This window comes from Streptomyces sp. bgisy027, assembly GCF_057710365.1.
The window spans coordinates 63,051-74,597 of the sequence record NZ_JBYIVZ010000003.1 but is presented as its reverse complement, the minus strand read 5'-3'; the positions used below and the strand labels follow the sequence as shown (position 1 = coordinate 74,597).

12 protein-coding genes are annotated in these 11,547 nt (G+C 70.8%); 6 read left to right on the top strand and 6 right to left on the bottom strand.

From position 1 onward, the window contains the following. Nucleotides 1-22: 22 nt before the first annotated feature. Nucleotides 23-664, bottom strand: coding sequence for a response regulator (locus tag AC3ETA_RS04110; RefSeq protein WP_432191428.1), 642 nt, complete (start codon nt 662-664; stop codon nt 23-25). Continuing rightward, nucleotides 661-1,839 (bottom strand): sensor histidine kinase, encoded by a 1,179-nt coding sequence (locus AC3ETA_RS04105; RefSeq protein ID WP_432191427.1) that lies wholly within the window; start codon nt 1,837-1,839, stop codon nt 661-663. The genes AC3ETA_RS04110 and AC3ETA_RS04105 overlap by 4 nt, the downstream gene beginning before the upstream one ends. Before the next feature lie 152 nt (nt 1,840-1,991). On the opposite strand from AC3ETA_RS04105, the gene AC3ETA_RS04100 reads away from it, so the two are divergent. Continuing rightward, nucleotides 1,992-2,576 (top strand): hypothetical protein, encoded by a 585-nt coding sequence (locus AC3ETA_RS04100; protein ID WP_432191426.1) that lies wholly within the window; start codon nt 1,992-1,994, stop codon nt 2,574-2,576. A gap of 4 nt (nt 2,577-2,580) precedes the next feature. Here AC3ETA_RS04100 and AC3ETA_RS04095 read toward each other — a convergent pair whose 3' ends face one another. Genes AC3ETA_RS04095 through AC3ETA_RS04085 form a run of 3 tightly spaced genes read right to left on the bottom strand, consistent with a single transcriptional unit; the run spans nt 2,581 to nt 4,713 of the window. Further along, nucleotides 2,581-3,153: a cob(I)yrinic acid a,c-diamide adenosyltransferase gene (locus tag AC3ETA_RS04095; RefSeq protein ID WP_432191425.1), complete on the bottom strand. Its 573-nt coding sequence runs from the start codon at nt 3,151-3,153 to the stop codon at nt 2,581-2,583. A 13-nt stretch (nt 3,154-3,166) separates the two neighbouring features. Continuing rightward, complete coding sequence (locus AC3ETA_RS04090; RefSeq protein ID WP_432191424.1) at nt 3,167-3,916, bottom strand: ABC transporter permease; 750 nt, start codon at nt 3,914-3,916, stop codon at nt 3,167-3,169. 14 nt (nt 3,917-3,930) lie between these two features. Next, complete coding sequence (locus AC3ETA_RS04085; RefSeq protein ID WP_432191423.1) at nt 3,931-4,713, bottom strand: ABC transporter ATP-binding protein; 783 nt, start codon at nt 4,711-4,713, stop codon at nt 3,931-3,933. 80 nt (nt 4,714-4,793) lie between these two features. On the opposite strand from AC3ETA_RS04085, the gene AC3ETA_RS04080 reads away from it, so the two are divergent. The 4 genes from AC3ETA_RS04080 (at nt 4,794) to AC3ETA_RS04065 (ending at nt 9,831) form a co-directional block, all read left to right on the top strand. After that, nucleotides 4,794-5,435 carry a TetR/AcrR family transcriptional regulator gene (locus AC3ETA_RS04080; protein WP_432191422.1) on the top strand — a complete coding sequence of 214 codons (642 nt, stop codon included), beginning with the start codon at nt 4,794-4,796 and terminating at the stop codon, nt 5,433-5,435. A 160-nt stretch (nt 5,436-5,595) separates the two neighbouring features. Next, entirely contained in the window at nt 5,596-6,444 is an 849-nt protein-coding gene (locus AC3ETA_RS04075; RefSeq protein ID WP_432191421.1) for a 3-hydroxyacyl-CoA dehydrogenase family protein, read from the top strand. A 224-nt stretch (nt 6,445-6,668) separates the two neighbouring features. After that, nucleotides 6,669-6,992 (top strand): STAS domain-containing protein, encoded by a 324-nt coding sequence (locus AC3ETA_RS04070; RefSeq protein WP_019760944.1) that lies wholly within the window; start codon nt 6,669-6,671, stop codon nt 6,990-6,992. A gap of 259 nt (nt 6,993-7,251) precedes the next feature. Further along, on the top strand, nt 7,252-9,831 hold the full coding sequence (locus tag AC3ETA_RS04065) for an ATP-binding protein (protein WP_432191420.1): 2,580 nt from the start codon (nt 7,252-7,254) through the stop codon (nt 9,829-9,831). Between the two features lie 293 nt (nt 9,832-10,124). Here AC3ETA_RS04065 and nucS read toward each other — a convergent pair whose 3' ends face one another. Beyond that, complete coding sequence (nucS, locus tag AC3ETA_RS04060) at nt 10,125-10,796, bottom strand: endonuclease NucS (RefSeq protein ID WP_432191419.1); 672 nt, start codon at nt 10,794-10,796, stop codon at nt 10,125-10,127. Nucleotides 10,797-11,061: 265 nt separating this feature from the next. On the opposite strand from nucS, the gene AC3ETA_RS04055 reads away from it, so the two are divergent. Then, a complete protein-coding gene (locus tag AC3ETA_RS04055) occupies nt 11,062-11,454 on the top strand; it encodes an SCO5389 family protein (RefSeq protein WP_030959211.1) in 393 nt (130 codons plus the stop codon). Nucleotides 11,455-11,547 lie beyond the last annotated feature (93 nt).

Sequence of the window (11,547 nt, the reverse complement as noted above, 5' to 3'; positions counted from 1 at the left end):
CATCGGCTTCAGGGCCGGTCGGCTAGATCCCCAACTCCTGGGCCAGTACGGCCGCTTGGACGCGACTGCGCAGCTCCAGCTTGCCCAGCAGGCGGCTGACATGTGTCTTCACGGTCGCCTCCGCCATGTCGAGCCGGGCGGCGATACCGGCGTTCGACAAGCCCTCGCCGAGGCAGGACAGCACCTCGCGTTCCCGTCTGGTGAGACTGTCCAGGACGGACGGGTCGGCCGTCGTCTCCCGTACGGGCTTCGCGGCGAACTCGGCGATCAGGCGCCGGGTGACGGCCGGGGCGACGATGCCCTCGCCGCGCCCCACCGTGCGCACCGCCTCCAGCAGGTCGCGGGCCTCGGTGTTCTTCAGCAGGAACCCGCAGGCGCCCGCCCGTAGCGCCCCGAAGACGTACTCGTCGAGGTCGAAGGTGGTCAGCACGAGCACGTCCGCGAGCCGCTCCTCGACGACCTTGCGGGTGGCCGACACCCCGTCCAGACGGGGCATCTGAATGTCCATCAGCACCAGGTCGGGACGTAGTTCCCGGGCCCGCTCGACCGCCTGCTCACCGTCCGCAGCCTCGCCGACCACCTCGATGTCGGGCGCGCTGCGCAGAATGAGGACCAGCCCGGCGCGGACGGCGGACTGGTCCTCGGCGACGAGCACACGGATCATGCGGGGTCTCCTTCGGTCAGCGGAAGCCCGGCGCGTACGACCCACATCTTGCCGCCGGCCGAGTCCTCGGGCCCGGCCCCGAACTCGCCGCCCAGCAGCGCGACCCGCTCCCGCATACCGATCAGGCCGGCGCCGGAACCGGGCGCCCGCGGCCCGTCGCGGTCACCGAAGGGGCTGGTCACGGCGATGGTCAGACAGCCGTCCCGCTGGGCGAGCGCGACCGTGACGCGGCCGGGAGAGGCGTGCTTGAGGGCGTTGGTCAGGGACTCCTGGACGATGCGGTAGGCGGCGAGCTCGACGGGGGCGGGGACGGTGCCGGGCGCGCAATCGAGGTGGACGTCGAGGCCGTTGGTGCGGGCGCCCTCGGCGAGAGCGTCGAGGCCGTCGAGCGTCGGGGCGGCCACCGGCGCGGTGTCGCCGCCGGCGTCCCGCAGGATGCCGATGAGGCGGCGCATCTCGGCGAGCCCCTCGACGCTGTTCTCGCGGATGACCGACAGCGCCTCCTGGGAGGTCCTCGGGTCGTCGATGGAGAGCGCGGCCGTGGAGTGGATGGCGATCGCGGAGAGATGGTTGGCGACCATGTCGTGCAGCTCGCGTGCCATGCGGGCGCGCTCCGCGGCGACGGCCTGGGAGCGGTCCGTCTCGGCGAGCAGCGCGGTCTGTTCGGCCCGCAGCCGGGCGGCCTCGGCGGCGTCACGGTGGTTGCGTACGATCCAGCCCGTGCCCGCCGGCCCGTAGGCCACGATGCCGACGACCACGCCGATCAGCAGTGCCTCCGGGGTGCGCCACACCGCGAACGGCACCAGGGTCGCGGCCACCGTGAGCAGGCCGGTGATCCACTGGATGCGGCGGGCCGAGGGGAGCGGGCCGTAGAGCACGGCCGCGTAGACGATGTCGGTGAACATCAGGACCGTGGCCAGGTTGCCCTGGGTGAGGACGTCCGCGCAGATCGCGACCGTGCCGATCAGCAGGGCCGTGCGCGGGGCCGTCCGGCGCAGCAGTTCGCAGCCGGCCATCACGGTGAGCGGCAGCAGGATCGGCCAGGGGCCGTCGAAGAGCGTGACGGGGTCCTTGGCGGGCCGGGTGGCCAGTCCGACGGCCACCAGGAGCAGGCCGCCGAGCAGCCCGCCGACGGCGACGTACACGTCGAAGCGGTGCGGGCGGGGACGGAGCATGATTCCATCCAACACGGTGCGCCCTGCCCGCGCGTGCTTCCGGGGAAGGGTCCTGGACTGCATCTTTCGATGTACCGCCGGTTCGTCAGTGCCGACGACGAAAGCGGCCGGTCCCGACGGGAGCCTGGACGGGTGACCGAAGGGAGCATGTTGTGATCGTCGCCCTCATCATCGCCTGCGAGGTCGGCTTCTGGGTGCTGCTGGCACTGGGCCTCGCCGTCCGCTACCTGCTGAAGCGGCGTCGTACGAGTGTGGTGCTGCTGCTGTGCGAGCCGCTGCTGGAGCTGGTGCTCTTCGCGGCCACCGCGGTGGACCTGAAGAACGGCGCCGAGCCGGGCTGGGAGCACGGCCTGGCCGCGCTCTACATCGGCTACACCGTGGCGTACGGCCACTACACGATCCGCTGGCTGGACGGCCACGCCGCGCACCGCCTGGGCGGCGCCCCGCGCCCGCCCAAGCCTGCGCAGTACGGCATGGCACGCGCCCGGCACGAGGGCGGCCTGTGGCTTCGCACGCTGCTCGGAGCGGCCGTGGCCTGTGCACTCCTCCAGGGCGCGGTCTGGTACGTCGGGGACGGCGACACCTCGTCCCTGCGGTCCTTCCAGTGGGTGGCACTGCGCGCCGCGGGCATCCACGGCCTGGTCGCGCTGGCGTACCTGATCTGGCCCAAGCAGCCGAAGGGCGAGCCGGCCTCCTCGGACCGGCTGGTCCGGTCGGAGGAGAAAACCCGCCGATGACCGCCTAGCGTTCCCCTCCCGGCACCCACAGCACGTCCCCGACCTCCTTGTTCGCCGTCCGAGCCAGGATGAACAGGAGGTCGGAGAGGCGGTTGAGGTAGGTCGCGGTCAGGGGGTTCATCGTCTCGCCGTGGGCCTCCAGGGCCGACCAGGTCGAGCGCTCCGCACGGCGGACGACCGTGCAGGCATGGTGCAGCAGGGCCGCGCCCGCGGTGCCGCCGGGGAGGATGAAGGAGCGCAGCTTCTCCAGCCGTTCGTTGAAGCGGTCGCAGTCCGCCTCCAGCTTGTCGACGTAGAACTGCTCGACGCGCAGCGGCGGGAACTCCGGGTTCTCCACCACCGGCGTCGACAGGTCCGCACCCACGTCGAACAGGTCGTTCTGCACCCGGGTGAGGACCTGGACGACCTCCTCCTCCAGGCCGCCCAGCGCGATCGCCGTGCCGATCACCGCGTTCGCCTCGTTGGCGTCGGCGTACGCCGAGATCCGCAGGTCGGTCTTGGCGACCCGGCTCATGTCGCCGAGGGCGGTGGTGCCCTGGTCGCCGGTCCTGGTGTAGATGCGTGTCAGATTGACCATGAGGTCAGCCTAGTTACGCCCCGGCCGTTCGGAAGACGCGTGTGCCGACCGTCACGGCGAGCGTGGCGAAGGCGACGGCGACCAGCACGCCGTACAGCATGTGCGCGGTGGCGTAGGAGCCGACGTACGCGTCCCGCACCGCGTCCACCAGATAGCGGAACGGGATGAAGTGGGACAGGACGTCCAGCCACCTCGGTCCCAGCGTCATCGGGAGCATCAGGCCCGACAGCAGCATCATCGGCATCGTCATGGCGTTGATCGCCGGCCCGAACTCCTGCGGGGTGCGGACCTTCATGGCGAGCGCGTACGACAGCGAGGCCAGCGACACCGTCAGCAGCGCGACGAACGCGAAGCCGATCAGGACGCCCGGCAGCGGCGCCCGCAGGCCCATCGCCAGCGCGGTCAGGACCAGCAGCACCGCCTGGAAGACGAACACCGTGGCGTCCCGCAGCACGCGTCCCAGCAGCAGGGCGAGGCGGCTGACCGGCGTCACCCGCATCCGCTCCACCACCCCCTGACCCTTCTCGATGATGATCGAGAACCCGGCGAACGACGCGCCGAACAGGCCGAGTTGGAGCAGCAGGCCGGGGACCAGCACCTGCCAGGAGCTGCCCCGGCCGCCCAGCGGCAGATCCGTCAGCAGCGGACCGAAGAACAGCAGGTACAGCAGCGGCATCAGCACGCCGAAGAGCAGGGCGAACCGGGAGCGCAGGGACTGGCGGAGATAGCGGCCGTAGATGAGGGCCGTGTCGTGCAGCAGCATCTTTCTGGGGTCTCCTATACGGCTACGGGGGCGGCGTCGGCCGGGCCGGCGCTGCGGCCGGTGATGGCGAGGAAGGTGTCCTGGAGCGAGGCGTCGATCGAGCCGCCGTGGCGCAGCTTCAGCGCGCTCGGCGTGCCCTCCGCGACGACCACGCCCTGGTCGACGACGACGAGCCGGTCGGAGAGGGCGTCGGCCTCGTCCAGGTAGTGGGTGGTCAGGAACACCGTGGTGCCGTGTTCGTCGCGCAGGCGCCGGATCAGGTCCCACAGGTCGGCCCGGCTGCCCGGGTCCAGTCCCGTCGTCGGCTCGTCGAGGAAGAGCACCTTCGGGCGGTGCGTGAGGGCGAGCGCGATGTCGAGGCGGCGCCGCCGGCCGCCGGAGAGCGTGCCCGCCTTGCGGTCCAGGAAGCCGGTGAGGTCCAGGTCGCGGGCCAGCTCCTCGGCCCGCGAGGCGGCCCGCGCCTTGGTCAGGCGGTAGAGGCGGCCCTGGGTGATCAGCTCCTCCCGCACGGTGATCTGCGTGTCCACCCCGCCCGACTGCGCCACGTACCCGCACGCCCGCCGCACCCCCGCGGCGTCGGTCGCGAGGTCGTGGCCGGCGACGGTGGCCGCGCCGCCGGTGGGCGCGAGCAGGGTCGTGAGCATCCGCAGGGTCGTCGTCTTGCCCGCGCCGTTCGGGCCAAGGAAGCCGAGGATCTCGCCCTCGCGCACGGTCAGGTCGATCCCGCGGACGGCCTCTACCGGGCCGAGCTTCGTCCGGAAGGTACGGGCCAGTCCGGCCGTACTGATGATGGTCATGACCCCAGAAAAACAGAGTCTCTTAAATTTTGCAATGACCCCAAATTTTAAGAGAGCCCACTGAAGTTAGGATGAGGGCTATGACGGAAGGGCTCAGGGAGCGGAAGAAGCGCGAAACGAGACAGCGGATCTCGGACATCGCCACCGGGCTGTTCCTGGAGCACGGCTTCGTGACCGTGACCATCGCGGAGGTGGCGGAGGCCGCCGACGTCTCCGTGAACACCGTCTACAACTACTTCCCGGCGAAGGAGGACCTCTTCTTCGACCGCTCCGCCGGCGTCGTCGAGCAGCTCTCCCGCTGGGTGCGCGGCCGGGCGGAGGGGGAGTCGGCCGCCCGCGCGGTGCTGCGCGAACTGCGTGCGGACGTCGAGTCGGTCTCGCCCAGGGTCGGCCTCATGGAGGGCTACGACCGCTTCATGCGCTGCATCCACGAGGCGCCGCCGCTGCGCTCGCGGCTGTGGAGCATGCAGCAGGAGATCCACGACCACCTGGAGGCGACCCTGCGCGAGGAGGTCGGCGCGGACGCCTCGGACCCGTGGCCGGGGCTGATCGCCGGTCAGATCGCCTGGATCCATCAGACGGTGTTCGTCCACATCGGACGGGAGATGGCGGCCGGGCACAATCCGGGCAAAGTGTCACGGGAGGTACTCGTGCTTCTCGACGACATCGAGGAGCTGTTGAGCGCGAGCGTGCTCAACTACGCCGTCCGAGGCGCGGAATGACCGGCGCCGGTGTGATGTCCGTCAGATGAGACGTGACTCGCGTTACTAACCGGTCACACAGTCCCCGACGAGCGCTAAGGTCCGCCGCAGAAGCCAATCGTAAGCAGCGTGTAAGCGCACACTCGCAGTACTGCTGCCGTGATTCAAAGGGGAGTCGTCAGTGGCACGGAAGCTCGCCGTCATCGGGGCCGGTCTCATGGGTTCCGGTATCGCCCAGGTCTCTGCTCAGGCGGGTTGGGACGTGGTCCTGCGCGACGTCACCGACGAGGCCCTCGCGCGCGGCACCGACGGCATCAAGGCGTCGTACGACAAGTTCGTGAGCAAGGGCAAGCTGGAGGCGCACGACGCCGACGCGGCCCTCGCCCGCATCACCCCCACCACCGATCTGGACGCGGTCGCCGACGCGGACGTGGTCGTCGAGGCCGTCTTCGAGAAGCTGGAGGTCAAGCACGAGATCTTCCGCGCGCTCGACAAGATCGTGCGTGCGGACGCCGTGCTCGCCTCCAACACCTCCGCCATCCCGATCACCAAGATCGCGGCGGCCACCGCGCACCCCGAGCGGGTCGTCGGGGTGCACTTCTTCTCGCCGGTGCCGATGATGCAGCTCGTCGAGCTGGTCCGCGGCTACAAGACGAGCGACGAAACCCTAGCCACCGCGCGCGAGTTCGCCGAGTCCGTCGGCAAGACCTGCATCGTCGTCAACCGCGACGTCGCCGGCTTCGTCACCACCCGGCTGATCTCGGCGCTCGTCGTCGAGGCCACCAAGCTCTACGAGTCGGGTGTCGCCACCGCCGAGGACATCGACCTCGCCTGCAAGCTGGGCTTCGGTCACGCCATGGGCCCGCTCGCCACGGCCGACCTCACCGGCGTCGACATCCTGCTGCACGCCACCGGCAACATCTACACCGAGTCCCAGGACGAGAAGTTCGCGCCGCCGGAGCTGATGCGCCGGATGGTGGACGCGGGTGACATCGGCCGCAAGAGCGGGCAAGGCTTTTACAGCTACTGAGGTTTCGTAGACCACCGCACAGCCCCCTCAGGTGTCACGCGATGGGGTGAATTCGGTATCGGTTCGCTTACAGACGGCAACCTCTGACCGCTCAACGCAGTCAGAGGTTGCATCACCGGCCACAGCGAAGACTCATAGCAGACACAGGCACAGACACAGCCGCAGACACAGGCACCTACGCAGACCACACACGCGGAGCACGAACGCACGCCTAGGGGAGCGATATGCACATCAGGGGCGACCACGCCGAACTGGTCGTCGGGGGCCGCCTCGACGTCCGCAGCGCGGCGGACGCCCGTACGGTCCTGCACTCGGCCGTCGACGACGGAGTCGGCGATCTGGTGCTCGACCTGTCCGAGCTGGAGTTCTGGGACGCCACCGGACTCGGGGTGATCATGGGGGCCCATCGGCGGGCCGGCCGCTGCGGCCGGCGCCTGGTGCTGCGCGGCGTGCCGCCGCAGATGCAGCGCCTGCTGGTGGCCACCCGGCTGCACCGGATCCTGGCGATCGAGGGCGGCATCGGGGTGGAGTCCCTGCCCCGGGTGTGACACCCGGCGCGAGTGGGGCGGGACAGCAGGACGTTCCGGTTGCGAAGCGCACGTCGCGCGCAATCCTCACGAGACTGTGATGTCTCGGACGGCGCGGTACCCCGACCTGTCGTAGATACTGTGCGAAGGTTTAGGGTTCGGCTGCCCGCTGCCTAGACAAACCCCTTCGAGCGGGCCCGGACCAGAAGCGACAGCGCGGTGTGCAAAGGCCGGGAGGGGCCGCGAACTGCACACGACGCTTTTGGGGGGCTTGAAACCTATGGACCCGAACAACCGGGGACCCGAGGAGTACGGCCATGACGCCGACGGCCAGTCGTCGCGCCCGCGCCCGCCCAGGGACCCCCTCACACCCGACTTCGGCCAGCACTCGCCCGCACTCGCCCGCACGGTGCAACTCGTCTCCGGCGACTACCTGCTCACCGTCAACCCCGTCGACGGCAGCGAGATCGAGATCTGCCCGGCGGCGGAGCGTCCGGGGCGGCCCGAGAAGCTGACCCTGGCCGAACGCGCCGAGGCAGACCGCGCCGCCAAGCCACCGGTCCCGCCCGGTCCGACCCGTCCCGCCGAACCGCTCCTGGCCCGCCAGGACGAGCGCGAACAGCTGGTGCGGATGCTCGCCCGCGGCCGCTCCGTACGTCTGGTCGGCGCCCGTGGCGCGGGCCGCACCAGCCTGCTCGACCTCGTCGCCGAGGACTGTGTGGACCTCGCCCCCGACGGCGTCGTCCGCCTCACCGGCTTCCACCGCGCTCCCGCGGACCTGCTCCACGACCTCTTCTGCTCCGTGTACGGCGCGCCCCTGTACCGCCCCGATGGGGACGAACTGCTCTCGTGCGTGCGTGAGATCGGCGCGGTCGTCGTCCTGGACGACATCGAGTTCGGCGGCGCCGCGCTCGACGAGCTGCTCGACGCGACCCCCGAGTGCGCCTTCCTGCTCGCCGCCACGCCCGAGGTGCCCGCGCCGTCCGCCGATTCCGGCGTCGAGGAGGTCGCTCTCGGCGGCCTCGACCGTGCCGCGAGTGTGGAGCTCCTGGAGCGCGGTATCGGCCGGGTCCTCACCGAGGACGAGGCGAACTGGGCCGGTGACCTGTGGTTCGAGTCCGAGGGCCTGCCGCTGCGGTTCGTCCAGGCCGGGGCGCTGCTGCGGCAGCGGGACCGGCTGCGGGCCGGTGCGGACGCCGTCGACGAGTACGGCGTCTTCGAGGACGCCCCGCCGTCCGACGCGTCCTTCGACACCCCGATCGACCCCGAGGGCGGCGAGGAGACACCGCTGCCGTCGCTCGGAGAGGCGGCAGGACCGGCACGGCTGCTCGCCTCGCGGCTCAGCGCCTCCGCCCGTACCACCCTGAGGTTCGCCGTCGCGCTCGGCGGCGAGGTGCCGCACCAGGCGCATCTGCCCGCGCTCGTCGGGGACACCCACGCGGACGCCGCGCTGGGCGAGCTGGCCGACTGCGGGCTGGTCTCGCCGGTCGGCTCCCGCTACCGGCTCGCCGCCGGCGTGCAGGTCCAGCTGGAGGCCGCCGGGTACGCCGACGACGCCCAGGACGACGCCCGCACCGCCGTGCAGCACTACACCTGGTGGGCCGGGCACCCCTCCGTCACGCCGGAGCGCGTATCCGCCGAGGCCGACGCCGTGCTCGCGGCGCTGGGCGTGCTCGTGCCGGCCTCCCCCGAGCTCTCAACTCCGTTCGAGCAGGGGGGACCCTCAGCCCCGCCCGCCGAGGGCGAGGAGAGCCCGACCGTGCAGCTGGCCCGCACGGCGGCGCCCGCGTTCGCGGCGGGACTGCACTGGAGAGCCTGGGAGCGGGCCTTGCGTGCCGGTGCCGAGGCCGCCCGCCTCGCCGGGGATGTGTCCGAACAGGCCTACTTCCACCACGAGTTGGGCATCCTCGCGCTCTGCGGCGACCAACTGGAGCGGGCCCGCACCGAGCTGGAGACCTCCATCGGCCTGCGCGGCGCCCTCGCCGACAAACGCGGGACCGTCGCCGGACGCCGCGCCCTCGCGCTGGTCTCGGACCGCTCCGGTACGGCACCGGGACCGGCCGCGTTCGGCGCGACCGCGGGCGAGGAGGTGCCGGACGCGCGCTACGAGGAGTCGCAGTCGCCGCCCGGCGGAGTGCGGACCCCGTTCCCGCCCGTCGGCGACACCGGGACGCTGGTCACCCACCGGTCGTCGGTGCCGTCGGCCTCGATGGCCTCGCACAAGGGCCGCGGCGGCATCCGGAACTTCGCGCGCCGCAACCTCGTCGCGGCCGGCGCGGGCGCGCTGCTCGTGGCGGTGCTCGGGACGGTGGTGACGCTCGGCGCCACGTCCGACAACGACTCCAACGCCCCGGCCAACCAGGTCGGCGTCAATCCGTCCGCCAGTCAGGGCCCCGGTGACGACAGCCTGGGCGCGGACAAGGTGGAGAGCGACGACGACAAGGGCGAGGCCGGTACGGCCACCAGCCGGCCGACGGATCCGGGCCCCGACGGCACCCTCGGCACGTCGGACGACCCGACTCCGACGGACCCGTCGGACAACCCGACCGGGACAAACGGTTCCGGTGGCGGTACATCGAGTTCACCAACCAAACCGACATCCAAGCCGACCTCGTCGAAGCCCACAGAATCCGAGTCGCCCGTTCCGACTGAGTCGGAGACGCCCCCGCCGACGGAGTCGGAGACGCCCGTGCCTTCCGAGTCGGAGACGCCCACACCGACGGAGTCGCAGTCGTCTCCGGAGACATCGGACTCGGCCAGCGGCCCAACCGTCTCGAACCCAGCGGGCACCACCACAGCCAGCGCCCCGACGTCCACGCGGACGGACACCCCGAGCACGGGTGCGGACGCGTTGATCTGACCTACGGTCGGCGACCTGAGCGGCGGTGGGCGATCCGGCCCACCGCCCATGGTCAGCCACGGTCAGTGGTTCCAGTGGCGGTTGGTGAGCGCGCCCATTGTCCGGGGTGCGACCACCGTCGTGGCCCGGCACCCGTCCCCGGCCAAAACTTGTCCGCCGCAGCGGCGCTCGGCTCCTATGGCGCGATTGGGCGGTGCCCAACCGGCCTGAGGTCGGTTGGGCACCGCCGGACAACGTCGTGGGGGCCGAGCGCCGCTGCGGCGGGAACAGGGAAGTGCGGGCGGACCGCGGCCCTAGAACAGCCGCAGCTTGTCGTCCTCGATGCCGCGCATCGCGTCGTAGTCCAGGACCTGGCAGCCGATGCCGCGGTCCGTGGCGAGGACGCGGGCCTGGGGCTTGATCTCCTGGGCCGCGAAGATGCCGCGGACCGGGGCGAGATGCGGGTCGCGGTTCAGCAACTCCAGGTAGCGCGTGAGCTGTTCCACGCCGTCGATCTCGCCGCGCCGCTTGATCTCGACCGCGACCGTCGCGCCCTCGGCGTCCCGGCACAGGATGTCGACCGGCCCGATGGCCGTCATGTACTCGCGGCGGATGAGGGTGTAGCCCTCGCCCAGCGTCTCGATGCGGTCGGCGAGGAGTTCCTGGAGGTGTGCTTCCACGCCGTCCTTGATCAGACCGGGGTCCACACCCAGTTCGTGCGACGAATCGTGGAGGATTTCCTCCATCGTGATGATCAGCTTCTCGCCCGCTTTGTTGATGACCGTCCAGACGTCCTGCTGCTCGCCGTCCCCCTCCTTCAGAGTGCAGGGCGGCGACATCCAGTTGAGGGGCTTGTAGGCCCGGTCGTCCGCGTGGATCGAGACGCTGCCGTCCGCCTTGACCAGGATCAGACGGGGCGCCGAGGGCAGATGGGCGGTGAGCCGGCCCGCGTAGTCGACGGAGCATCGGGCAATGACGAGACGCATGGTCGGCAACGCTACTCGACGGGCCGGTGCCGACGCGATTCGCCCTGGGGGAGTCCGTATGACCCCGGACTGCCCCTGTTCATTTCTGGCCGATTGTGAGCCCAACGGGGCCCGCCCATGTACGCATTCTCCTGGTGCCGTCACCGTCTGTTGCCTACCGTATTAAACGGGAGGTCGCGAGGTGTGTACACAGAGTGTCCGATATCGCGAACTCCCTCATCTGTCCGGCAACCCCTGCTGCTGCGGGGGTGCGAGAGGAGAACCCATGTCGCTCGACGTCTCACCGGCCCTACTCGAACAGGCCGAGCGAGGCGAGGTCGACGAAGCCGCCTTCGTCGACTGCGTCCGGACCTCCCTGCCCTATGCATGGGAGATGATCAGCTCCCTGGTGGCCCAGCTGAAGGTCGACGGCGGCTCGTTCGCCGACAACCAGACGCCCCCGCCGGACGAGCAGGCACGTGGCCAGCTGCTGCGTGCGCTTGCGAGTGACGCGATACGCGGCGCGCTGCAACGGCACTTCGGGGTGCGACTGGCATTCCAGAACTGCCACCGGGTGGCGGTGTTCCCGCTTGACTCCTCGGTCGACGAGACGCTGTCCCGCTTCACCTCGGTGCGCAGCCAGGTGCTGAACCAGTCCCCGGAGTTCAGGGACTGCTGACGCATTGAGTCGCTTGCTTGCCGCTCCATACGCGGGAGGTGCATTCAGTACTGGGGCGGCAAGCCCGCTGGCGGTCCGGGGCGTTCGGTGCGC